This is a genomic window from Chitinophaga ginsengisegetis, from assembly GCF_900168065.1.
GTDB lineage: Bacteria > Bacteroidota > Bacteroidia > Chitinophagales > Chitinophagaceae > Chitinophaga > Chitinophaga ginsengisegetis.
Genome location: NZ_FUZZ01000001.1, coordinates 1,194,344 through 1,218,816, shown reverse-complemented (window position 1 = coordinate 1,218,816; position 24,473 = coordinate 1,194,344). Strand labels below are relative to the sequence as shown.

Annotated in this window: 14 protein-coding genes; 9 read left to right on the top strand and 5 right to left on the bottom strand. The window is 48.7% G+C overall.

The genetic code is table 11. The features are described from left to right. The first annotated feature begins 69 nt into the window (after nucleotides 1-69). From B5Z18_RS04600 to B5Z18_RS04575, 6 genes are all read left to right on the top strand, one after another. The gene (locus B5Z18_RS04600; RefSeq protein WP_079468211.1) at nucleotides 70-1,743 is read left to right on the top strand and encodes a ribulokinase; all 1,674 of its coding nucleotides are present in this window, start codon (nucleotides 70-72) and stop codon (nucleotides 1,741-1,743) included. A gap of 7 nt (nucleotides 1,744-1,750) precedes the next feature. Beyond that, the gene (locus tag B5Z18_RS04595) at nucleotides 1,751-2,449 is read left to right on the top strand and encodes an L-ribulose-5-phosphate 4-epimerase (RefSeq protein ID WP_079468210.1); all 699 of its coding nucleotides are present in this window, start codon (nucleotides 1,751-1,753) and stop codon (nucleotides 2,447-2,449) included. A 10-nt stretch (nucleotides 2,450-2,459) separates the two neighbouring features. Beyond that, a complete protein-coding gene (gene araA / locus B5Z18_RS04590; RefSeq protein ID WP_079468209.1) occupies nucleotides 2,460-3,938 on the top strand; it encodes an L-arabinose isomerase in 1,479 nt (492 codons plus the stop codon). A gap of 92 nt (nucleotides 3,939-4,030) precedes the next feature. Next, a complete protein-coding gene (locus B5Z18_RS04585) occupies nucleotides 4,031-5,713 on the top strand; it encodes a sodium:solute symporter family transporter (protein WP_079468208.1) in 1,683 nt (560 codons plus the stop codon). Between the two features lie 90 nt (nucleotides 5,714-5,803). Continuing rightward, nucleotides 5,804-6,523, top strand: coding sequence for an NUDIX hydrolase (locus B5Z18_RS04580; protein WP_079468207.1), 720 nt, complete (start codon nucleotides 5,804-5,806; stop codon nucleotides 6,521-6,523). Nucleotides 6,524-6,891: 368 nt separating this feature from the next. Beyond that, a complete protein-coding gene (locus tag B5Z18_RS04575) occupies nucleotides 6,892-8,874 on the top strand; it encodes an alpha-L-arabinofuranosidase C-terminal domain-containing protein (protein WP_079468206.1) in 1,983 nt (660 codons plus the stop codon). A 76-nt stretch (nucleotides 8,875-8,950) separates the two neighbouring features. Here the strand turns inward: B5Z18_RS04575 and B5Z18_RS04570 are convergent, their stop codons facing one another. Continuing rightward, nucleotides 8,951-11,320 carry a glycoside hydrolase family 127 protein gene (locus tag B5Z18_RS04570; RefSeq protein ID WP_079468205.1) on the bottom strand — a complete coding sequence of 790 codons (2,370 nt, stop codon included), beginning with the start codon at nucleotides 11,318-11,320 and terminating at the stop codon, nucleotides 8,951-8,953. A gap of 197 nt (nucleotides 11,321-11,517) precedes the next feature. On the opposite strand from B5Z18_RS04570, the gene B5Z18_RS04565 reads away from it, so the two are divergent. Continuing rightward, complete coding sequence (locus B5Z18_RS04565) at nucleotides 11,518-12,669, top strand: aldose epimerase family protein (RefSeq protein ID WP_079468204.1); 1,152 nt, start codon at nucleotides 11,518-11,520, stop codon at nucleotides 12,667-12,669. Between the two features lie 74 nt (nucleotides 12,670-12,743). On the opposite strand, the gene B5Z18_RS04560 is transcribed toward B5Z18_RS04565, so the two are convergent. The 4 genes from B5Z18_RS04560 to B5Z18_RS04545 all read right to left on the bottom strand — a co-directional run bounded on the left by B5Z18_RS04560 (nucleotide 12,744) and on the right by B5Z18_RS04545 (nucleotide 20,225). Further along, complete coding sequence (locus tag B5Z18_RS04560) at nucleotides 12,744-14,207, bottom strand: RagB/SusD family nutrient uptake outer membrane protein (protein WP_079468203.1); 1,464 nt, start codon at nucleotides 14,205-14,207, stop codon at nucleotides 12,744-12,746. Between the two features lie 26 nt (nucleotides 14,208-14,233). Then, complete coding sequence (locus B5Z18_RS04555; RefSeq protein WP_159454183.1) at nucleotides 14,234-17,287, bottom strand: SusC/RagA family TonB-linked outer membrane protein; 3,054 nt, start codon at nucleotides 17,285-17,287, stop codon at nucleotides 14,234-14,236. 478 nt (nucleotides 17,288-17,765) lie between these two features. Then, on the bottom strand, nucleotides 17,766-19,223 hold the full coding sequence (locus tag B5Z18_RS04550; protein ID WP_079468201.1) for an APC family permease: 1,458 nt from the start codon (nucleotides 19,221-19,223) through the stop codon (nucleotides 17,766-17,768). Between the two features lie 93 nt (nucleotides 19,224-19,316). Further along, nucleotides 19,317-20,225 carry an AraC family transcriptional regulator gene (locus tag B5Z18_RS04545; RefSeq protein WP_079468200.1) on the bottom strand — a complete coding sequence of 303 codons (909 nt, stop codon included), beginning with the start codon at nucleotides 20,223-20,225 and terminating at the stop codon, nucleotides 19,317-19,319. A 190-nt stretch (nucleotides 20,226-20,415) separates the two neighbouring features. On the opposite strand from B5Z18_RS04545, the gene B5Z18_RS04540 reads away from it, so the two are divergent. Together B5Z18_RS04540 and B5Z18_RS04535 are read left to right on the top strand one after the other, a co-directional pair. Further along, nucleotides 20,416-22,554: a S9 family peptidase gene (locus tag B5Z18_RS04540; protein ID WP_079468199.1), complete on the top strand. Its 2,139-nt coding sequence runs from the start codon at nucleotides 20,416-20,418 to the stop codon at nucleotides 22,552-22,554. A gap of 12 nt (nucleotides 22,555-22,566) precedes the next feature. Next, nucleotides 22,567-24,288: a DUF885 family protein gene (locus tag B5Z18_RS04535; RefSeq protein ID WP_235015873.1), complete on the top strand. Its 1,722-nt coding sequence runs from the start codon at nucleotides 22,567-22,569 to the stop codon at nucleotides 24,286-24,288. Nucleotides 24,289-24,473 lie beyond the last annotated feature (185 nt).

Genomic DNA, 24,473 nt, shown 5'->3' with positions numbered 1-24,473 from the left:
ATATTTTACCCACCCGCCGTCATTCGTAATTTTTTACCTTTTTTTATAAGTGTCAATATAACATTCAATATGAATTCATCCTGGGTAATAGGGGTAGACTACGGTACCGACTCGGTACGTTCTATCATTGTAGATGTGCATAACGGGAATGAAATCGCCTCGGCAGTATTTTATTACCCGCGCTGGAAAGACGGCCTGTACTGCAACGCAGCCCAGAGCCGGTTCCGCCAGCACCCGCTGGATTACGTAGAAGGGCTGGAAACCACCATCCGCCAATGCCTGCAACAGGCAGGTCCCGGAGCTGCTGCCAATATTAAAGCGATTTCGGTAGATACCACTGGTTCCACACCGGTAGCTGTTGATGAAACGGGTACGCCGCTGGCGCTCACACCGGCCTTCCACGATAACCCGAACGCCATGTTTGTGTTATGGAAAGATCATACCGCACTAAAGGAAGCTGCTGCCATCAACGCCACCGCCGCTACGTTTGAAGAAAATTATCTCCGCTTTGTAGGAGGTATTTACTCGTCGGAGTGGTTCTGGGCAAAGCTGCTGCATATTCTTCGTGTAGATGAAACCGTTAGAAACGCCACTCATTCCTGGGTGGAGCATTGCGACTGGATACCGTTCCTCCTTTCCGGCGGAAAACATATCAGCCAGCTGAAACGCGGTGTTTGCAGCGCAGGACATAAAGCGCTGTTTGCAGAAGAATTTGGCGGCCTTCCGCCGGATGCTTTCTTCTCCGCCATCGATCCTTTACTGCAGGGATTCACACAAAAGCTCTTTACAAAAACATATACATCCGGCGAAGCCGCAGGTCATCTTTGTCCCGAATGGGCAGAACGATTGGGGCTTCCCACCAGTGTAGTGATTGGCATCGGTGCGTTTGATGCGCATATGGGTGCAGTAGGCGGACAAATAGAACCCTACCACCTCAGCAAGGTAATGGGTACTTCTACCTGCGATATGCTGGTAGCGCCAATGGAGGAAATGAAACATAAACTGGTAAAAGGTATCTGCGGACAGGTACCCGGCTCCGTGATCCCTGGTATGATGGGCATGGAAGCGGGACAGTCGGCCTTTGGCGATGCATATGCCTGGTTCAGCAACGTACTGGCGTGGCCGTTACAACATCTCCTGCCATCGTCTTCCCTGATTGATGCAGAAACTGCCGCCAAGCTGGCGCAGGAAACCTCCGGCAGGATGATCACCGAACTGGCTAAACAGGCGGCGCAGATCCCACCGGAAGAACACAGCGAACTGGGTATCGACTGGCTCAATGGCCGCCGTACACCAGACGCGGACCAGTCGCTCAAAGGTACCCTCACCGGCCTGAACCTCGCTACAGACGCACCCCGCATTTTCCGCACCGTGGCGGAATCTACCTGTTTTGGCGCTAAAGCCATCGTGGAAAGATTTGAAAGGGAAGGTGTTCCCGTAAAAGGACTGATAGGTATCGGCGGTGTAGCCAAGAAATCTGCGTTCATCATGCAAATGATGGCCGATGTAATGAATATGCCGATCCGTATTCACCGCTCAGAACAAACCTGTGCACTCGGTGCGGCCATGTTTGCTGCCACTGCCGCAGGATTGTTTAACAGGGTGGAAGATGCAATGGAAGCAATGGGTCAGGGATTTGAAGTAACCTATCACCCGGATGCCCAACGCGCTGGCATATACGAAAACAGGTACCAGAAGTATAAAGCATTAGGCGCATTTACTGCCGCCATCACTATTGACTAATTTTTGTATGCAACAGTATCAACATATCCGGCAGGCCGCATACGAAGCCAATATGCAACTGCCCGCACTGGGACTGGTCATCTTCACTTTCGGAAACGTAAGTGCGGCTGACCGGGAGCTGGGCGTGTTTGCCATCAAACCCAGCGGCGTTCCCTATGCGGAACTATCTCCCGAAAAAATGGTGATCGTGGACTTTGATGGTAAAACAGTAGACGGGCAACTGCGCCCTTCTTCTGATACCCTCACCCACGCTGTATTGTATAAGCATTGGGAACATATTGGCGGTATCGTGCATACCCACTCCACTTATGCTACCGCATGGGCACAGAGTCAGCGCGATATTCCCATCTATGGCACCACTCACGCCGATCATAATACGGTGGATATTCCCTGCGCCCCGCCCATGTCTGACGAGATGATTGCCGGCGACTACGAATACCAGACCGGCTTCCAGATCATGAATGCACTGACGGAACGCGGACTCACCTACGAAGACATTGAAATGATCCTGGTAGGAAACCATGCGCCCTTCACCTGGGCAAAAACTCCCGCCAAAGCAGTATATAACAGCGCCGTACTGGAATCAGTGGCACAAATGGCGTATCTCACGGAGTCGATTAACGGGAATGCACCGCGACTGAAAGATGCGCTGATCCGGAAACATTTTGAACGTAAACACGGCCCCAATTCCTATTACGGGCAATAAACCAAGCAACATGATTAATCTGAAAAATTTCGAGATCTGGTTCGTTACCGGCAGTCAGCACCTGTACGGAGAAGAAACATTGAAACAGGTAGCCGCTCACAGCCAGGAAATAGCCGCCTCCCTGCATAAGGATGCACGTATACCCGTTACCGTGGTTTACAAACCTACTGTAAAAACACCCGATGAAATTTACGCTGTATGCATGGAAGCCAATGCTGCTCCCAATTGTATCGGTGTGATCACCTGGATGCATACTTTCTCGCCGGCCAAAATGTGGATCCGCGGTCTGAAAGCATTATCCAAACCCATTTGCCACCTGCACACCCAATTCAACCGGGATATCCCCTGGAGCGAAATAGATATGGACTTCATGAACCTGAACCAGAGCGCACACGGCGATCGTGAGTTCGGATTTATGATGAGCCGCATGCGCATGAGCCGCAAGGTGATCACCGGTCACTGGCAGGACCCGGAAGTACTGGATGAACTGGGCGCCTGGGCAAGGGTAGCCGCCGGCTGGCACGACTGGCAGGGCGCACGCTTTGTTCGCTTTGGTGATAACATGCGCTTCGTAGCAGTAACCGATGGCGATAAGGTAGAAGCGGAATCCAAACTGGGCTTCTCCTGCAATACCCACGGTATAGGCGATCTCGTAAGCGTGATTAATGGTATTTCCGATGGAGCCGTGGCTTCCCTCGTAAAAGAATACGGTGACGCATATACGATATCTTCCGCATTGCTGCAGGACCCCGCATTGAAAGATGCAGCACGCATAGAACTCGGCCTGAAAGCATTCCTGGAAGATGGAAACTTCAAGGGCTTCTCCGATACCTTTGAAGACCTGCACGGTATGATCCAACTGCCGGGCATTGCAGTGCAACGCCTGATGAAAGCCGGGTACGGTTTTGCCGGTGAAGGCGACTGGAAAACAGCGGCGCTGGTGCGGGCCATGAAAGTAATGGGCAGCGGTTTACCCGGCGGCAACTCTTTCATGGAAGATTATACCTATCACTTTGATCCGTCTAATCCAATGGTGCTGGGATCCCATATGCTGGAGATCTGTGAATCCATTGCCAGCGGAAAACCATCATGTGAGAAGCATCCGCTGGGCATAGGTGGAAAGGCTGATCCGGTAAGACTGGTATTCAACTCCGCTGCAGGACCGGCTATCAACGCCTCTTTAGTAGACATGGGTAACCGTTTCCGCCTGCTGGTAAATGAAGTAGAAGCGGTGGAACCACCACAGGATCTGCCGAAGCTGCCCGTAGCCCGCGTGTTATGGAAGCCTTATCCCGACATGAAGAAAGGCTGCACCGCCTGGATACTGGCCGGTGGCGCCCATCATACCTGTTACAGCCAAAACCTTACCTCCACACATATGCAGGACTTTGCAGAAATGGCAGGTATTGAACTGGCACTGATAGGGAAGAATACCGACCTGCGCGAGTTCAAGAATGAACTGCGCTGGAACGATGTATCCTATAAATAATTCCACCCGCCGGCGGCAGGAGCTTTAGCATCGCCGCCGGCTGCTTTATAACATGCCATCTTCTTAAAGCAAAAGCAAATAAACTGCCCGTTATGCAAAACATCCTTTCCACCGGCGATATACTCGTCTTCATTACTTATTTCATTATTGTTTCCGTATATGGTTACTGGATATACAGACGAAAAAAGAAAACAGAAACGAATACAAAAGACTTCTTCCTCGCTGAGGGAACCCTTACCTGGTGGGCAATTGGTGCTTCACTGATTGCGTCAAATATTTCTGCGGAGCAGTTTATCGGCATGAGCGGAGATGGCTATTTCGTTGGGATTGCTGTAGCGGCCTATGAATGGGTTGCCGCGATCGCCCTTATCATTATTGCAGTTTGGTTTATTCCTATCTACCTGAAGAATAAAATTTATACCATGCCGCAGTTCCTGAAAACGCGGTATAATGAAACGGTAGCATTGATCATGGCTATCTTCTGGTTATTTCTCTATGTGTTCGTTAACCTCACCTCCATTCTATATCTCGGCGCATTGGCCATCAACGGCCTGTTAGGCGGGGAATACCTGCATGTGGTAATGATTGCGCTCTCTGTATTTGCCATCATCATTACGCTTGGTGGTATGAAAGTAATCGGTTATACAGATGTGATCCAGGTAGGGGTATTGATCATCGGCGGACTGGCAACTACCTACATGGCCTTAACGCTGGTGAGTGAAAAGTTTGGCCTGGGACACGACGCCCTGGCTGGTTTTAATGCCCTTATGAAAGATGCGCCGGATCACTTTCATATGATCCTCGCAAAGCCTGATGCTAATTCTTCGCAGGAATATATCAATAAATACCTGGTGCTTCCGGGCATCCTGATGTATGCCGCCGGCCAGTGGATTGTGAACCTCAACTACTGGGGTTGCAACCAGTACATCACGCAACGTGCGCTGGGAGCCAATCTGCAAACTGCCCGTAACGGTATCCTCTTTGCGGGTTTACTGAAGCTCATGATGCCCATCATTGTGATGCTGCCTGGTATTGCGGCATATGTGCTGCAAAAAAATGGCCACCTGCCTGGCCTGTCCAGTAAAGACGGCGCCTATACAGCGATCCTCGGCTTCCTGCCGTCCGGGCTGAAAGGCTTGTCTATAGCGGCGTTAACCGCTGCCATTGTAGCATCTCTGGCAGGTAAGGCTAATAGTATCTCCACTATTTTTACACTGGATATTTACCGTAAATATATTAAGAAGGATGCCTCTGAAGCAAAGTTGGTATGGACCGGTCGCATCACCGTGGTAGCTGCCATGTTGCTGGGCATCCTCTTTACCTGGAACGATTTACTGGGTATTGGCGGAGAAGGTGGATTTACCTTTATCCAGAAATATACCGGCTTTATCAGCCCCGGCGTATTTGCCATGTTCCTGCTGGGTATGTTCTGGAAACGCACTACCGGCGCCGCTGCGGTAGCAGGGGTTATTACCGGCTTCACGCTGTGTGTTTTCTTCAACCAGTTTGCACCTGCCGTATTGGGTCATGAAACTATTTTCTATACCGCTTATCCAAATGGCAAAGGCGGGTACGAAATTCCTTTCCTCATTTGTATGGGACTGGCCTTCATGTTTACGATGATCGTAATGATCGCTATCAGCTTTGCCGGACCAAAAGTGAATCCGAAAGCCTTTGTACTTGATAAGACCATGTTTAAGATCACCCCGGCTACCACCGTGCTGATTGTAATCACATTGCTGTTGTTATCTGCTTTGTACATCAAGTTCTGGTAAGATTTTCAAGGGTTTTGTTTTGCCACGGCAAGACAAAACCCTTAAAAATACCCGCCATTAATTTGTACTTTCACCGCCTAATTTATCGTTATGAAAAGATATTCGCAGCAGACCCGGTTATTATTCGCCGTTGATTGTATCATTTTTGGGTTCGATGGCCAGGAAATGAAACTGCTGCTGATACAAAGAGGGTTTGAACCCTGTAAAGGGCAGTGGAGCCTCGTAGGCGGCTTTATACAGGAACACGAAAGCGCTGAAGATGCCGCCAGCAGGGTACTGAAAAATCTCAGCGGACTGGATGGCATTTATATGGAGCAGCTCCATACTTTCAGTTCTCCTTCCCGTGACACCGTGGAACGTACCGTATCAGTTGCCTATACCGCACTGATCGATATCCAGAAATACAAACAGCAGCTGAATGAAGATTTCCACGCCGTATGGTTTCCTATTAACCATCACCCGGACCTGATCTTCGATCATAAAGCGATGGTAGACCTGGCAAAGGAGAAGCTGCGTTATAAAGCCGCATTGCACCCCCTGCTGCTGGAATTGTTGCCGGGCAAGTTCACCATTCCTCAATTACAACACCTGTACGAATCTGTTTACAACATCTCTTTTGATAAGGGTAATTTCAGCCGCAAGATCCTGTCTACCAAACTGCTGGTAAAGCTTACGGACAAAGACAAGCTAAGCTCCAAGAAGGGCGCCTTTTATTACAGGATCGACCGGAAAAAATACAACGCCAATTTCCATGCGTTCCTGAACTTTGTGCCTGATCCGCACATGCTGCAGCATAACAATGGAGGGTGAGGGAGAAACCGGATTATTTAATTGTAATTTTGACAATTAAAAAAGATCCCTTAATTTAGTCTTGTTGTAGAATTAATCGATCGTCGTGTTCCCGCGGAACACTTTTTAGCCAATATTACATAGTTGTTTAATTGACAATTGAAACGCAAGGTGCCATAATCTGATGCCATTGTCCGGCGCCGTTAACAGGCAGGATCAATTTAGAGCAGTCTTCGTAAATTCCGGTGTATTCCATCAGGATATCAGTATCCTGTGTAAAGAATGAATTTCCGTTATGAAAAGAACAAATGCACTCCATGCAGTTGCGGGAAGCCATTGAATAATAATGGTACCGCTCTCCGGGCAAGAAAAAACTGGAATAATTACATATGAAAGCACAACGTATTATTGCGGCATTCACCATGTTGGCGGGCGTATATACGATCCCGTTAGCAGCGCAGCAACCACTGAATTTCACGGTGAAGGCCGGCGAAATAAAAACGCCGGTATCGCCCAACATGTGGGGTATTTTCTTTGAAGACATCAACCTCAGCGCTGACGGCGGTATTTATGCGGAGCTGGTCAAGAACCGTTCTTTTGAATTCAGTACGCCGCTCATGGGCTGGAGCATTCCAAAGGATGCGGTATCCAACGGGCAGATACTGGTTCTTAACCGTAAAGAAGAGCATCCCTCCAATCCCCGCTTTGCGAGGATAACGATGCCGGCTACACGTAGCTTTGAAATAGTGAATGAAGGTTTCCGTGGTATGGGCATTAAAGCCGGTGAGCAGTACAATTTCTCTTTGTATGCCCGTCAACAGGAAGGCGCCGCCGTAAAGCTTACCGTTACGTTACTGGATGATGCCGGTAAAGAAATAGGCAGTACCACCGTAGCGCCCAACGGCAGCAGCTGGCAACAGTATAAAGCCAGTTTCTCCGCCACCGCCGCAGCGGCAAAAGGCAAGCTGAAGGTGACTTTCAGCGGCCAGGGGGTAATAGATGTTGATATGATATCCCTGTTCCCGCAACATACCTGGAAGGAACGGAGCAACGGGCTGCGCGCCGATCTGGTACAATTGCTGGCCGACCTGCATCCGGGCTTTATCCGGTTTCCCGGTGGCTGCATCGTGGAAGGGCGGGAGCTGGTAAACCGCTACCAGTGGAAAAAAACAGTAGGAGATGTGAACGACCGCGAATTGATCATTAACCGCTGGAACAACGAATTTGCGCATCGCGCTACGCCGGATTACTTCCAGTCGTTCGGACTTGGCTTCTTTGAATACTTCCAGCTGTCGGAAGACATAGGGGCGTCGCCGTTACCGATCCTCAACTGTGGCATGGCCTGCCAGTTTAACAGCGCGGAAGTGGTAGCTGTAAATGAACTGGATCCTTATATCCAGGATGCACTGGACCTGATTGAATTTGCCAATGGCGATGTAAATACAAAGTGGGGCGCACTGCGCGCAAAGATGGGCCACCCGGCGCCATTTAACCTTAAAATGATGGGCGTAGGCAACGAGCAGTGGGGGCCGCAATATGTAGAACGCTACACCATTTTTGCAAAAGCCATTAAAAGCAAATACCCGGATATCAAGCTGGTGAATAGTCTTGGCCCCAGTCCGGACGGTGATAAATTTACTTTCCTCAACGATACGCTGCGTAAACTGAATGCGGACATCCTCGACGAGCACTACTACAGTTCCCCGGAATGGTTCCTCAGTAATGCAGCACGCTATGATTCCTACGACCGTAAAGGTCCGAAGATTTTTGCCGGTGAATATGCAGCGCATACCAAAGGAGTAAACAATGGCGAAAATAAAAACAACTGGCAGTCTGCATTGGCAGAAGCCGCTTTCATGACTGGACTGGAGCGTAATGCCGATTTGGTGGTAATGGCTTCCTACGCCCCCCTGCTGGCGCATGTGGACGGATGGCAGTGGTCGCCCGATCTCATCTGGTTTGATAACCTACATTCTTATGGCACACCTAACTACTATGTACAGAAATTATATGCCAATAACAAAGGCACCGATGTGGTACCAATGCTGAAAGGCAACCAGGTGATCAGCGGACAGGATAGCGTATATGCGTCTACGGTAGTAGATAAGGCCACCGGTGAACTGGTGATAAAACTGATAAATACTGCTGCTACCGTTAAGCCTGTAGCAGTGGCGGTGCAGGGTGTAAAAAACATTGCTGCCAACGGGAGGTTAATTACCCTGGGAAGCAATGACCTTCAGGGCCTCAACTCGCTGGACAAGCCCACCAGCATCTCTCCGGAAGAAAAAAATATAGACATCAAAGGAAAAACAATCCGGACGGATATAGCGCCGTGGTCTTTTTATGTGATCAGGGTGAAGATAAATAAATAGTGATCTGACGCGCATATACCGGCGGAAGGGAAATAAAACAGGCGTTAGCGGGACCACTCCGCTAACGCCTGTTTCTTTATTCTCTTACCATTCTGCAACCATACAGCGGACCTGCGCTGTTGTTGGCTTTTGGTACAAAACGGATATTCACGCTTTGCTTTCCTTTTGTGAGATGTTCAGGGATGGCGTAAGAGACAGGATAGAACCTGCTTTCCTTGAATTTGTTGATATCTTCTGTAGCAATGGTAGTGCCGTCTACGATGATATCAAAGGTGCGGCCCCGGTTATCCATGCCCCAGTAAGTGCATTGCAGCGAATGACGGGAGTTGGGATCTACCTTCATGTTAAAGGAAAAATATCCTCCGGGCCAGGCGATGCGCCATTTACGTCCGTGTTCTTCTTCAGTGCTGGTTTTTTCGCCGGTGAATTCATGATCACGTTCCGGTTGCATTTCACCCGGACGAAGAATATCTGTTGTGCGTGCATCCAGCTCCTGTTGCGCTTTTTTGGCGGCAGCATATTTCACCTGTTGCTCCTCCCAGCTTTGCGGCGTAAATACATCCCAGTATACGGTGTAGTATTCATTGCGGGTCTGGTAAAAAGGAGTGAGTGCAACATCCTTTGGTTGCGCGGTACCGGCAGTGCGGAAGAGTAAAGTGTTATGATCATCGGTACGGTTGATCCAGGTACCGGGTTGCTGATTGGGTGTTACGAGTACGGGTACGCCGCTTACCGGATCGGGTTCTTTCTCCCCGAGAATACCGGATAATAACACCGGGCCATAAAATAATGCCTGCCTGTTTGGATTATCGGGAAGTGCTTCTGTATAAACATCGGCTGGCAGGGTAAGCGTTACCTGGTCGTTGTTTTTCCAGCTCCGTGTAATAATGAAGTAACCGCTTTCATCTGTTTGTAATGATTGTTCCGCACCATTTACTTTCAGCGTAATACCCGGGCGTGCCCACACCGGTTTACGGATGCGCAGGGTAAATGACGTTGTTTTCTTTGTGCTAACGGTGAGGGTTACACGATTATCTGCCGGCAGGTTGTTTTCCTGTTTTACTTTGATGCCTTTATCTTTCCATTCAAGTATGGAAGGAATAAAGAGGTTCACAAACAGGCTGCCATCGGCGCCGCGGTAGTAGATACTTTCACCGTATTTTACATGATTCTCCATTCCTGAACCCACGCAGCAGGTAAAGGTTTCAAACTCATCGCTGTATTCTTTATGGCCACCCATGCGGAGCGGAACAAAGTAACACATCATGCCGGTTTCGTGATGTTGTGAAGCAAGAATATGATTGTACAATGCTTTTTCGTAGTAGTCCATTAAACGCGCCTGTGGCTCCAGTGCAAACAGGTGCCTGGTGAGCTTGAGCATGTTATAGGTATTACAGGTTTCGGTGGTATTGTCTGTCAGCGCTTCATTGAGCTGTCTGGCAGGTCCGAAGTATTCATAGTTGCTGTTACCGCCGTTGGCATAGGAGTGATCCCTGGTTACTACTTCCCAGAAATACCGGGCAATAGCGGCGTCTTTGGGATCTTTATTCAGCTCATACCTGCGGATGCTGGCAATGGCTTTAGGGATCTGGGTATTGGAGTGTTTACCGGGTAAGATATCTTTCCCGATAGCCAGGGAATCGAGAATACGTTTATCATAAAAGCGGTAGGAGAGATCGAGGTACTTTTTATCACCGCTGAGGGCGTAAGTATTCACCAGTGTTTCCGCCATCCCGCCGTATTCGCAGATCAGCATTTTCTGCATTTGTTCTTCCGACAGGTTTTTGATGATGTTACCGGTCCAGTCGGCGATGCCTTTATTTACCTGTAATGCTTCGGCGTTATTGCAATAAAGCCATGCATCCAGTAATCCGGCCATAATTTTATGTACGGTGTACCAGGGCGACCAGCCGCCGTTGAGGTCGAAGCCCCTGGAGCGGATATCTCCTGCGGCAATTTCGGACCAGAGCTTATTATCGTTGGGGAAAGCCCCGATATAGCCGTTGCGGCGGTTTTGCTGGCACAGGGCCAGCTCGCTTACCAGGTAATTCACGCGGTTAAGATAGGCGGTGTCTTTAGTAGCCGCATACTGCATGGCGCAGGCCGATAAATAATGTCCCATTGTGTGGCCTGCGAGTCCGCCGGTTTCCCAGCCGCCATATTGTTTCCCTTTGGCTGGCAGTCCTGCATTGGTGCGGAAAGCCGACAGCAAACGATCGGGATCTATCTTTAAAAGGTATCGCGCATCCGCCTGCATGGCCGTTTTAAAGGGACCATCCAGGAGGGTGACTTCCGTTATCGGGAAGGGATATGCTTTAATGGTGGCTGTTGGCAACACTTTCATCTTGCTTTCTTTCCACTCCGGTACATAAGATTGGGCACAGGCGCTATAGTACAGGGGAAGGCTGCCGGCCAGCAACAATCCCGTAATGATCAGTCTTTTCATTTCATCAGTATTTAACAGGTTAAAGCTAATTCGCCCGCAGTATACTTACTTTCCCATTATTGACAGAAAGTACACGTATTTTAATCAATAGCGTTTTAATTGTTCTTGTGACAATAAATTTTAAATAAAAATATTTGACTTTAGCCGGATTATCCCGATATTTAATGACTCTTTTTCACTTAACATCAAAATACGTTATGGACATGAACTTTAAGGCGCTAACCGCCCTCGTTATCTCCGGTGGCACCATGCTGGCTTCCTGCAACAACAATGCTGCGAAGACGGAAGAAAGTAAGGATTCCACAGCAACGGCTGTAACAGCTGGTCCGCAAAGATTTGGCCAGGTTGATGGCCAGGAAGTTTTGCAGTATACCCTGAAGAATGCAAACGGAATGGAAGTAAAGATCCTGAACTACGGTGGTACCATCACGGACATCATTACCGCCGACAAACAAGGACAGAAAGGCAATGTGGTATTGTCTTACGACTCACTTTCCGGCTACCAGCAAAAAGGACAACCTTACTTTGGCGCACTGATAGGCCGCTACGCCAACCGTATTGCCAACGCGAAATTTACACTGGATGGCAAGGAATATAAACTGGCTCCTAACAATAACGGCAACACGCTTCACGGCGGATTGAAAGGATTTGATAAAGTAGTGTGGGCTGCCACTCCTGCGGGCGATAGCAGCCTGCAACTGGTATATAACAGCAAAGACGGTGAAGAAGGATATCCCGGTAACCTGCAGGCTACCGTTGTATACACGCTTACACCGGACAACGCCCTGCAGATCACTTACAAGGCTACCACCGATAAACCTACCCCGGTAAACCTGACCAACCACGCGTATTTTAATCTTTCTGCCGGAAAAGACAGCACCATCCTCGGACATGAATTGTCGCTGAAGGCAAGCCGGTATACCCCGGTAAATGATAAGCTGATCCCCACCGGCAAACTGGACCCGGTAAAAGGTACTCCAATGGATTTTACTACTGCCAAAAAGATTGGTGCTGATATCGGTAAAGTAAAAGGAGGTTACGATCATAACTGGGTACTGGATAAACAGGAAGGCGTGCTGGAAACTATTGCTACCCTGTATGATCCAACCAGCGGCCGCTATATGGAAGTAGCTACAACCCAGCCCGGTATTCAGTTCTATACAGGCAACTTCCTGGATGGCACGCTCACGAATACACGCAACGGACAAAAATATGTGCAGAACGCTGCGCTTTGCCTGGAAACGCAACACTTCCCTGATTCTCCCAATCAACCGTCTTTCCCGAACGTAGTCCTGAAACCAGGCGAAACGTTTTCACAGACGACGGTATATAAGTTCTCTGTAAAATAAAGAAGTAACATAAAAAGAAAAGGGCGTCTCAAAATAATTGAGACGCCCTCTTTTGTTATAAAGAATAATGAAGATTAATAGTTCGGATTCTGGACCAACGTTCCTTTACTTCTGTCGATTTCCTGTTGCGGCATCGGGAAGAAGTAGTTCTTAGGCTTTGTAAAATTCCGCGCGGCCCCGCCTCTTGTAATCACGGCACCATTGTATGCCAGTTTTGGTTTTTTATACAGCGCCACAATATCTACCAGGTTGGCCTTATCCCAACGCAGCAAGTCCTGATGCCGCTCGTTTTCCCCGCATAGCTCTACTCTGCGTTCGTGCATCAGTGCTGGCATACCGGCATTGGTTACCGCGGGTAAAGTGGCGGAAGCGCGTTTGCGGACTGCATTCAATTCTGCGTCGCCGGCGCCCGAACCGTTTAAACGGATCTTTGCTTCTGCTACCAGCAGGTAAATATCTGCGGAGCGCATTAGCGGTGTTTTGAGGGAGTAGTCCAGTCCGCCGGATGGTTTCCAGCTACAGAATTTTTTATAGTGATAGCCACTCCAGGAAGCCGACGCTTCGTAGGTGGCAATACCGGTACCAATATTCACCTGGTCGCCGGGCTGCATGATGCAGATATTTTTGCGGGGATCGCCTGCTTCAAATTCATCGACCAGCCCTTTAGTAGGGTAGAAGAAGCTCCATCCGTTCCAGTTACGCGGGGCATGGTAGGTGATGAAATCGGAGTAGCCATTTCCATCTACTGTTTGAACGGCGAGCAGCATTTCTGAATTGTTGCCGGTGGCTACACTGAAATTATCCGCGTAGTTGGGCGCCAGTTTATAGTTATCATTGCTAACTACTTTGTTGCCGAATTCAATGGCTTTGTCGAGTTTCGACCAGTTCATATACAGCTTGCATAACAGGCCCCAGGCGGTTCCTTTGCTTACGCGGCCTTTGTTGGCATCGTCGTAGGTTTCAGGCAGCTGGTCGGCGGCAGCCAGCAGGTCGCTTTCTATCTGGGCACGCAGTTCATCTGCGGTTACTTTGGGTTTGTTATAGAAAGATTTGAGCACGTCATCTTCTGTGATGATAGGAGCTTCGCCATAAATCAGCAGCAGACGCCAGTAGGCGAATGCACGGAAGAAATGTGCTTCTCCGAGACAACGGTTCTTAATGGCCGGATCGATGTCTGTAATTTTAGGAACATAGATCAGCACGTTGTTGGCGCGGTTAATGGTTTCATATTTCCATCTCCATCCTACTCTTACGCTGTAGGTAGAAGCATCATAGGTGAAGTCTTCTATCACACCGTCATAATCGTGGTCACCGCCGCGTACCTGGTCGTCCGAGCAGTTATCGAATACAAACTCATTAAAGCCGGTATAATCTTCTTCCAATAAAATATTATAAATACCGGTTACCCCATCGAGCGCATCGCTTTGATTGCGCCAGTAGTTGCCGGTGCTGTACATTCCTTTGGGAGATACATCCAGCACGCTTTTACAGGCGGTAAAGAGTAACGTTGCGACTAATATATATTTGATCCGTTGCATAGTGATTAATTTAAAGTTCCCGTGAATTAAAAGTTGAGGGTAGCGCCAAAGGTAAAGGTCCTGGCCTGCGGATAGGCGGCTACATCCACGCCTCTCTGCCTGTTTCCGTCGGAGGTACCTTTGCTGCCATCTGAAGAGCCGCTATAACCCAGCTGTGGTGTTAAGCCGGAGTAGTTAGTGAGCATAAAGAGGTTTTGTGCGGCCACATATACGTGTATATCTGAAATGCCGCTACGGCCCCATACTTTTGATGGAATGGTATAACCCAGCGATGCGTTTCTCAGCGAGAAGTAATCGCCGCTTTCCACGAAACGGTCGGAGGTACGGTTATTCTGATTGGCATTGCCCAGGGTCATTCTTGGTACGGAGTTGCTGGTACCGGCGCCATGCCAGCGGTTCAGCGCATCTGCATAAAGGTTGTACGGATAGTTTGGATCCATACCCTGCATTTTATCGGCGTTATAGAGCTTTACGCCGCTTACACCGGCAAAGGAAAGGCTTAGGTCAAAACCTTTGTAACCGGCGCTGGCCTGAATGCCATATACCATTTTAGGATTGGGGCTGCCCAGGTTTACACGGTCTTTATCATTTACAATATTATCGCCGTTGGTGTCGAGGAAACGTACATCACCGGGTTGGATATTGGCTTTGTTGGGATCTTTGCTGATGTTGGGATCATTGTTGATCTCATCTGCCGTCTGATAGATTCCATCTGTTTTCCAGCCATAGTAGGAAGCCAGCGGCTGGCCCACATAGGTGCGTGAAATTTCCTGTCCCTGTCTGCCATAAGGGGTAGAGCCGATGTAAGAAGAAGGGTCATATAGTTTAGTCACTTCATTTTTAATAAACGAAGCGTTGGCGCTTACATTATAATGGAACTTGTCGTTGCCGCCCTGGTAGCCTACTTCTATTTCCCAGCCTTTGTTATTCAGCTGGCCGAGGTTCCGGTCGGGGATAGCGGAAGTACCGTGGAGGTCCATTTCAGGAGCAGGTACCAGCATGTCGTTGGTATTTTTATTAAACCAGGTGATGGTGGTAGTCAGTTTATCCTGGAAGAACCCTGCTTCCAGGCTGATGTTGGTCATTTCGGCTTTTTCCCAGGTAATGTCCGGGTTGGCGAGTCTTGAATTCCATATGCCGGTGTAGGAAGTTTCCCCGAAGTTATAACGGCGGTCTTTGTTTATCTGCGCGAGGTACTGGAATTCAGTAACGTTTTGATTACCCAGCTGTCCCCAGCCGCCTGTAATTTTCAGGTTGCTGACAGCTTTTACGTTGTCTTTGAAAAAGCTTTCGTCCGAAATACGCCATCCTGCGGAGAAGGCGGGGAAATAGCCCCAGCGCTGATCCGGTGCGAACCTGGAAGAGCCGTCTGCACGGAAGGTAACAGTGAGCAGGTATTTATCTTTGAAACCGTAGAAGCCCCTGATGAATCCGGATGCGATGGCGTTGGCATTAAAGTAATTGCCTTTCGCATCGTGGATATCATTACCATTGCTCAGTACCAGCTGGTCTTTCGATTCATCATTAAAGCCCCATCTTTCCGCCTGGTTCCAGGAACCATTGAAGGTTTGCTGGGAGTAGCCACCGGTAACAGTGAGGTGGTGTACGTTTGCCAGCACTTTATTATAGGTGAGGAAAATTTCGCTCAGCTGGTTATTATAGCTTTCGCTGCGGTTAAAAAGTTCCGCATGATCGCGGGCCCTGGTTTGGTCCAGTACTTTTGGCGCGAAGTTGAACTGGTTTACCATGCTGCCGTCAAAGCCGTAGTTGGCGCGGAGGGTAAGGCCATCCATGATTTCCAGTTCAGCGTATACGCTGGCCAGCATGCGATAGTTTTTTGTCCAGGTGTCGGTGGTTTCCGCCGTGTATACCGGGTTGTTGATATCGCCGAGTTCATTGCTGGCTTTGGAGGTGCCCCAGCTGCCATCAGGGTTGTGAACGGGGATGGCGGGGTTAAAGCGGAGGGCGCTGAAGATAAGACCTGTTTGAGAAGAGTAGGTATCCGGGCCACTGTTTTGTTTGTACGTAAGCTGCAGATTTTCACCTACTTTCAAACGCTTACCTAGCTTGTGTTCCGAGTTAATACGTACGGAGTATCTTTTGAAATAGGAATTGGTGATGATACCATTTTCATTATAATAACCGGCGCTGAGCATATAATTGGAGCTGCTGTTACCGCCGCGCAGACTTACATCCGCATTGGTGATATCGCCGGAACCGAATAATGCCTTTTGCCAGTCGGTGCGTTGTGTGGCGTAATAAGGATCCTGCCAGATAGGTTCAATTGGCACGCCATCATTGGTATAGCGTTCCTGTTTCAGTTTCACCAGGTCTGGTGCGGTGAGCAGCGGGATATAGCGAACGGTATTGCTAACGCCGCGATAGAAGTTGACTGATGCTTTCAGTTTTTCCCCGTAGTTGCCTCTTTTGGTGGTAATGATTACCACGCCGTTGGCGGCGCGGGTACCATAAATGGCAGATGAGGAGGCATCTTTGAGTATTTCCATAGAGGCGATGTCGTTGGGGCTTACATCTGCAAGTCCGCCTGCGGGCACGCCGTCTATAATGATCAGCGGGTCTGAATTATTGATGGTACCTGTACCACGGATGCGGATGGAGGGCGTGCTGCCGGGGGCTGCATCCGACCGTACGATATCCACACCTGTTACGCGGCCCTGGATGGCCTGTGCGGCGTCTGATACAGGCAGGTTTTTGATATCCGATCCTTTTACGGAGGCGATGGTGCCGGTTACATCGCGGCGGCTTTGCACACCATAACCTACTACCACTACTTCACCTAATCCTTTGGTGGCAGCGGCCAGCGATACGTTAATAACGGTTTGTTCTCCGATCGTGACAGTTTGTGGTTCGTAGCCGATAAACGAGAACAAAACCGATTTAGCACCCGGTGGTAAAGAAAGGGTGTAGTTCCCTTTTGTATCGGTACTGGCGCCGCTGGCGGTGCCGGGTACAGTTACGTTTACACCTGGCAGGGGAGCACCATCTGCCGCTCCGGTAACTTTTCCGGTAAGGGTCTTTTGAGCAAATACTGCGCTGGTGGCTGCGCACAGAAAGACCATCAGAAAGCATAATTTTCCAGTGAATGAATACCTCATAATTAATGAATAAGACGTGAACTTGAATAGAAACGTGAATGGAACAGATATACGGCCTGTCTTTCGTGTTGTTGCTTTAGTGTTTTTGGTTGTGATTGAAATAATTTGCTAAATCGTTATTGCACATTTGCCCGCTAAAGGCAGTTTTTTACATAACTCACCGGATCCCCAAAAGTGATGAAATAAAGTTGGTCTTTCACATGATCAATATGGCACGTCGTAATGCTTCGTCAGAAAAGGAATTACATGTCTCTACATAACATCGTATCAGTTTCTGTCAGAAAGGTAACGAATTTTGTAAATGTACAAGTATAGTTTTTTGCCCGGTTATGATGCTGGATTAATTATATATTAATACTTTGAAAAGGCGTAGGGGATACGCTTATAAGGGAAAACAAAAAAGGGGAACTGTTTTAATAGTCCCCCTGGTTGACAGCATTATTCAGTAAGAAGATTCGGCAGTTGTTATATTTTCTTTCCGGGAGATAGGTGAATCGCCGTTACGTTTATTCCTGTTGGCGAAATAGTACACGGGTATACCGGACAACGTGATAAATAATCCCGGCCAGGTAAATCGTGGTTTATATACAAACAGCAGTCCGCAGAAAGCCAGGCCCATTAAAATGTACAGCACCGGCAGCACCGGGTATCCAAATGCTTTGTAAGGCCGGTCGGCATCCGGACGCTTCTTCCGCAGGATAAAAATACCCGCAATAGTAAGCATATAAAAAGCCACCACCACAAAAGAGATCATATCCAGCAAATCGCCATAACGGCCGCTGAGACACCATAAGCATGCTACGAGACATTGAATCCACAATGCAAAAGAAGGTACGGCGGAACGGTTTAAACTACCGGCCTTTTTGAAAAACAAACCATCTTTTGCCATCGTATGATACACCCGCGCACCGGCAAGTATAAGCCCATTGTTACAACCAAAAGTGGATATCATGATCATCACGGCAATAATGACGGTACCTATATTTCCCAGCACAGCCTGAGATACGGAAACGGCTACACGATCTTTTGGCGCATGGGCAATTTCAGATAAAGGCAATACGGCGAGGTAAGTAATATTAGTAAGCAGGTAGATGACCGTTACAATAGCTGTTCCTAAAAAAAGACTCAGCCCGATATTCCTCCGGGGATTCTTTATTTCACCGCCTACAAAAGCCACATTATGCCAGGAGTCACTGCTGAACACCGATCCCACCATTGCAGAAGCAATAGCGCCAAAAGCAGCAATGGTACTGTAAGACCCTATACTGCCATCTGTGGTAAGCGGGTGCAGCTTCCATGCATCCTGCCAGTTGGCCTGCCATATTTCCGGTTTAACCGCCACCAGTCCGCATATGATCAGTGCCGCAAGGCTCACCAGCTTAGTCATTGTAAACGTAGTCTGGATCATTTTACCTCCTTCAATACCCCGTGTATTCATATAAGTGAGCAACACAATTACCCCGATGGAAAGCAGTTGCGCAGCGGTGATATGAAGTGTGCCTACCGACAACAACACATTTTCTTCACTGAACACCGGCAGGAGGTAGGCGGTAAATTTGGCAAAGGCTACCCCCACCGCCGCAATGGTAGCGGTTTGTATCACGGTAAAAAAACTCCAGCCGTACAGGAAGGCCGTCATAGGGTTGTAAGCTTCTTTCAGGTAGATGTATTGTCCGCCTGCACGTGGAAACATACCACTCAGCTCCCCGTAACTTAATGCAGCGGTAAGGGTCATAAAACCGGTGATCAGCCATACCAGCAGCAGCCATCCGGCGCTTCCGGTATGACGGGTAATATCTGCGCTGACAATAAAAATTCCCGAGCCTATCATGCTGCCGGCCACAATCATGGTGGCATCCAGCAGCTTAATGGACGGTTTAAAGGTAGGAGCGTCTGACATAGTAGCGAATCGTAGTTTGGTTGATATTACAGGTTTATCTCCCCTAAAACTACAGTTACTTTGCTGGCTATTCTATTCGCTTTTTGATCAATACTATGCAGATTTTGTTGCAGTGCCCGGTGCCCCGTTTTCCAATTGCTCATATTCCCGGAGGTAACTACGGGGCGATTTGCGGGTAATACTCTTAAATACCCGGTTAAAATTGGCAATGCTGTTGAAGCCACAGTTATAGGCCACGGTAGCAATGCTATCATACGATCCGCCGGCCAGCTTTTTGCAGGCTTCGTTGATCCGCACTTCGTTCAGGAACGAAACAAACGTTAGCCGTGTATGTTTTTTAAAGTACCGGCAAAAAGCCTGCGGCGTCATGTGCGCCTCCCGTGCAATATCTTCCAGCTTTATTTCCGCATCATAATGCTGCATAATATAATTATAGATATACCCGATACGAATACCTTCCTGCTCATTTACAGCAGATAATCTTGATCCCGTGATCAGCGGCTCCAGGTTTTTTATAGTAAGAAAGAAATTGATCAGCTCCACAAATGCAAGGAACTGCGCAATGCCCTGCGACTGGTGGATTTTCAGCAACCGGCTGGAAATTTCCACCACATGCGCTTCCGGTACCTTAAACCCGTTCTGCGACTGATCTATAAAAGACTTTATCTTTTTAAATTCCGGTAACCCGAAAAGGGGCGCCAGCTTGCCTTCCGGGTTGAAGAAGAGGGTGAGGGCCTGCACATTTTTTTTGTTCTTGCTGCCAAAAGGCAGTTCCTCACTTTTTAATACATGCGGCTGGTTACTGCCTATCCAGTATATTTCGTTAGACCAGAAAGCATGCATATTATTTTCTACGATCAAAGTACCATGCCCATGCTGGATCCAGGTTAGCTGGATTTCCTCATGACGGTGAAGATGCGGATAAAAAGCCGGCAATATGTCCTTTTGTGTGATAATGGTTTTATCGTGCGCAACAGGTATCGTAAACTGTAATACTTTCATGTAGTTACATTATTCTTTTTTTAACACCTTTGAAGGGATTGTAACCAAATTTAGGTGAAGATATGAGAACAAGTTATTAAAAAACGTTTAAAATCTAATCAATGCCTGATGTACTTTTAAAAAATAATCGGACAGGCAGTATATATTAACTGTCCAACGTACATTTAATTACAGGGGATCAACACAACTTATGAAATACCAACGATTTCTTTACCTGCTGATTTTATGGAGCCTGCCAACCGGGCTGTTGCTCGCACAGCAAAGTAAGCCAACGCCTTACCTGCCTTCACATGCAGAGATATTGCAGCGATATAAAAAGGTACAGCTGCTGGACAGTATTACCCGGAAAACCATTTCCCGGCATAACGTGGATGCCAACTGGATGCCGGACGGAAAGTCGTTCTGGTATGTTATTACAGGGAATGACAGTAGCAAAACAGCTTATCTTGTGACGGCTGCCACCGGTAAAAAAGAGGTGATCACCGACACCGCAAAAATTGCGCAACTGGCTAAAAATCATACAGGCGCACGTCCGGTAAGACAGCATGAGCCCAGTCGCTGGGAGGGATTTGCAACAGACAGCGTTTCCCCGGATAAACAATGGGTAGCCACCACCATCGATGGCAACGTGTATGTACGCTCAGTGGCTACCGGCGCCCTCACACCGTTTACCACCGACGGGAAAGCCACCGGCGACTACTACGGCGCCCTGGCCTGGTCGCCCGACAGCAAATACCTGGTTGGTTACCGTATTCACCCCGTGGAAGATTCCTCCGTGTACTATGTACTTACCGACGTGGCAGGAACTACCCGCGGACAGCTGCGCTCCCAACCCTATAAACAACCGGGCGATCCTTTTACCACCTTCGATATGTACCTGTTTACCCTGGCCGGTAAAACCACCGCTAAAGTAAAAACAGAACAGATCGATTTCTTTGATGCCCCAATGCTGCACTGGCGGCATAAAGACCCGCGCTACTTCCTCTATGAAAAAGTAGACCGTGGTCATCAACGCTTCCGCGTGATAGAAGTAGATGCCACCAATGGTAACACCCGCACCATACTGGATGAAAAAACGCCTTCCTTCATCTACGAATCGCGCCTCTATACCCATTACCTCCCGGAAACCAATGAACTTCTCTGGACGTCTGAAAAAGACGGCTGGCGGCATATTTACCTGGTGAATACCCTCACCGGCGAAATTAAGAACCAGGTGACAAAAGGAGATTGGGTAGTGAGGGAAATAGACAGCGTGGATGCAAAGAAAAGAGAGATCTGGTTCAGGGCAGGAGGCAGGAACGCCGGCGAAGATCCTTACTTCCTCCACTACTACCGTACGGACTTCAGCGGACAGCACCTGCTGGACCTTACTCCGGCCGCCGGCAACCACCAGGCATTTTTTTCTCCCGATAAAAAATATTTTATAGATAAATACTCACAGGTAAACGTGCCACCGGTAAATGAACTGCGCCGCACTGCCGATGGTAAGCTGATCACCGTATTGGAAAAAACAGATGTGAGCGGCTGGGAAGCCACCGGCGTGCCTTTCCCCATACCTTTCACCGCGAAAGGCCGCGATGGCAAAACAGATATCTGGGGCGTGATGTGCAGGCCTACGGATTACGATTCCACGAAAATGTACCCGGTAGTGGAAAATATCTACGCAGGTCCGCAGGATGCTTTTGTACCCAAAAGCTTTATGAGCTATTATATCGATATGCAAAGCCTGGCCGATCTCGGATTTATTGTAGTGCAGATCGATGGTATGGGCACCGCTAACCGCTCGAAGGCATTCCACGATGTATGCTGGAAAAACCTTGTGGATGCAGGATTCCCGGACCGCATCCTCTGGATCAAAGCGCTGGCTCAAAAATATTCTTTTGTGGATACCTCACGGGTAGGGCTATACGGAACTTCCGCCGGCGGACAAAACGCACTGGGCGGCTTGCTCTTCCATCCCGAATTTTATAAAGCAGCAGTGGCTTCCTGCGGCTGTCATGATAACCGTGTGGATAAGCAATGGTGGAATGAACAATGGATGGGATACCCCGTAGGCAAAGAGTATGAGGAGCAATCCAATGTAACCAACGCCGGTAAATTGCAGGGCCGCCTGCTCCTGATAGTGGGAGAGGCTGACACCAATGTGCCGCCGGAATCTACCTACCGGGTGATCAACGCACTGATCAAAAAGGGAAAGACTTTCGAGTTCCTGCCGGTGCCCGGCATGGGACACAGCGACGGAGGCCCCTACGGCCGAATTAAACGCCGCGATTTCTTTGTGAAAAACCTGTTGAATATCAATCCGCCAGACAGAAATATAAACGAGTAAAATATGCCTCTTTTGAAGAAATTATACATGCTCCTTGCCTGCGTGCTGTTGCAGCAGGCAACAACTTCCGCCCAATCTGCGGATAATGACCTGTATCTCCAGACCAGCGAAGTGAATAACATCATGGTGCAATACGAAGCGGACGCCGGTAACCTGCGCCGGTTTTACTTTGTAGACAGCTCACCGGAAGGACTCACCCGCATGGCCACCCTGGTAAAGAGCTATCAGCAACGGCTGGAACAACTGAAGTATGCCGCGCTGAATGTAGGCGCACAGGTAGATTACACGCTTTTTAAACGCCGGCTTTCACAGACATTGGAGGAGCTGTTGCTCGCACAACAGGAAAGCGCACAGGTGAAAAAATGGTTTCCCTTTGCAGATAAGATCTACCAGGCAGAACAACATCGCCGCCGCGGAGAGAAGCCGGATGCAGCCGCACTGGCCGCCCAGCTGAGCGAAACGGCAAAGGAAATCATCAAAAAAAGACAACAACTGGAAAACGACAGCTCACTCACCCTGCCGGAGATTCGCCGCAGCATTTCTACGGTGAGAGGTTTACGGGAAGCACTGGGCAATGTATTTACTTTTTATAACGGATACGATCCGCTGTTTTCCTGGTGGGTGCCCGCTCCATATAGACAGGTGGACAGTCTCCTGAAAACCTACAGCACTGCTTTTAACAACAAGGAGAAAAGTACTGCCCGCATGCCGGAAGACGGCAGCGGCATTGCCGGTCACCCTATCGGAAGAACCGCGCTGATAAAAGGATTGCAGGAAGAAATGATTCCCTACACACCGGAAGAATTACTGGCTATTGCCAATAAGGAATTTGCCTGGTGCGACGCGGAAATGGAAAAAGCCACCCGCGAAATGGGACTGGGAACAGACTGGAAGGCAGCAATGGAAAAAGTAAAGAACAGTTACGTGCCCCCGGCAGATCAACCTGCTGCAATGATGAAGCTCTACAACGAGTCCGTGGATTTTATAAAGCAACATGACCTGATAACCCTGCCGCCTCTCGCAGAGGAAACCTGGCGTATGATCATGATGACACCGGAGCGGCAGCTGGTGAACCCATTCTTCACCGGCGGCGAAGAATTTAGTGTATCCTATCCCGTTAGCAGCATGAGCCATGAAGATAAAATGATGAGTATGCGTGGCAACAACCCGCACTTTTCCCGTGCCACCGTTCACCACGAGCTGCTGGCAGGACATGCTCTCCAGGAATTTATGCAGAACCGCTATAAAACGTACCGTCACTTTGAAACGCCTTTCTGGATTGAAGGATGGGCGCTTTACTGGGAACGGTTGCTATGGGACCAGGGATTTGCAAAGTCGCCGGAAGACCGTGTTGGTATGTTGTTCTGGCGTAAGCACCGTTGCGCGCGCATCATCTTCTCTATTAACTATCATACCGGCAAATGGACGCCACAGCAATGTATCGACTTCCTCGTAGACCGCGTAGGACACGAACGGGCGAATGCAGAAGGAGAAGTGCGCCGTTCTTTCGTGGGTGGTTACAGCCCTTTGTACCAGATTGCTTACATGATCGGCGGATTGCAGTTTGAAGCCCTGAAGAAAGAACTGGTTGACAGTGGTAAAATGTCGTTTAAACAATATCATGATGCCGTGCTCCGGGAGAATATGATGCCCATTGAAATGCTCCGGGCCATCTTGTTGAATAAGCCGGTGCCAAAGGATTTTACGTCCAGCTGGCGCTTTTATAAATTATAATCTTAGTGGTAACGTCTCCGTGTGGGAGACGTTACCCTTTTCCCTCCCTACCTGTTAAAATCAGCAACCTATCAGTTAATTTCCGGGAAGTAATATCCGGTCCTTTTAGATAGATTTGTAATAACAATTGTCAACAATACAATTAAAATAAATCAACCGGAATAAAGTTTAATATTTTGTAGACG

Bases quoted from the DNA above. Each gene is read 5' to 3' on its own strand.
- B5Z18_RS04575 (WP_079468206.1), top strand. From the start codon at position 6,892: ATGAAAGCACAACGTATTATTGCGGCATTCACCATGTTGGCGGGCGTA.
- B5Z18_RS04595 (WP_079468210.1), top strand. From the start codon at position 1,751: ATGCAACAGTATCAACATATCCGGCAGGCCGCATACGAAGCCAATATG.
- B5Z18_RS04555 (WP_159454183.1), bottom strand. From the start codon at position 17,287: ATGGTCTTTCTGTGCGCAGCCACCAGCGCAGTATTTGCTCAAAAGACC.
- B5Z18_RS04580 (WP_079468207.1), top strand. From the start codon at position 5,804: ATGAAAAGATATTCGCAGCAGACCCGGTTATTATTCGCCGTTGATTGT.
- B5Z18_RS04550 (WP_079468201.1), bottom strand. From the start codon at position 19,223: ATGTCAGACGCTCCTACCTTTAAACCGTCCATTAAGCTGCTGGATGCC.
- B5Z18_RS04540 (WP_079468199.1), top strand. From the start codon at position 20,416: ATGAAATACCAACGATTTCTTTACCTGCTGATTTTATGGAGCCTGCCA.
- araA (WP_079468209.1), top strand. From the start codon at position 2,460: ATGATTAATCTGAAAAATTTCGAGATCTGGTTCGTTACCGGCAGTCAG.
- B5Z18_RS04560 (WP_079468203.1), bottom strand. From the start codon at position 14,207: ATGCAACGGATCAAATATATATTAGTCGCAACGTTACTCTTTACCGCC.
- B5Z18_RS04565 (WP_079468204.1), top strand. From the start codon at position 11,518: ATGGACATGAACTTTAAGGCGCTAACCGCCCTCGTTATCTCCGGTGGC.
- B5Z18_RS04545 (WP_079468200.1), bottom strand. From the start codon at position 20,225: ATGAAAGTATTACAGTTTACGATACCTGTTGCGCACGATAAAACCATT.
- B5Z18_RS04585 (WP_079468208.1), top strand. From the start codon at position 4,031: ATGCAAAACATCCTTTCCACCGGCGATATACTCGTCTTCATTACTTAT.
- B5Z18_RS04570 (WP_079468205.1), bottom strand. From the start codon at position 11,320: ATGAAAAGACTGATCATTACGGGATTGTTGCTGGCCGGCAGCCTTCCC.
- B5Z18_RS04600 (WP_079468211.1), top strand. From the start codon at position 70: ATGAATTCATCCTGGGTAATAGGGGTAGACTACGGTACCGACTCGGTA.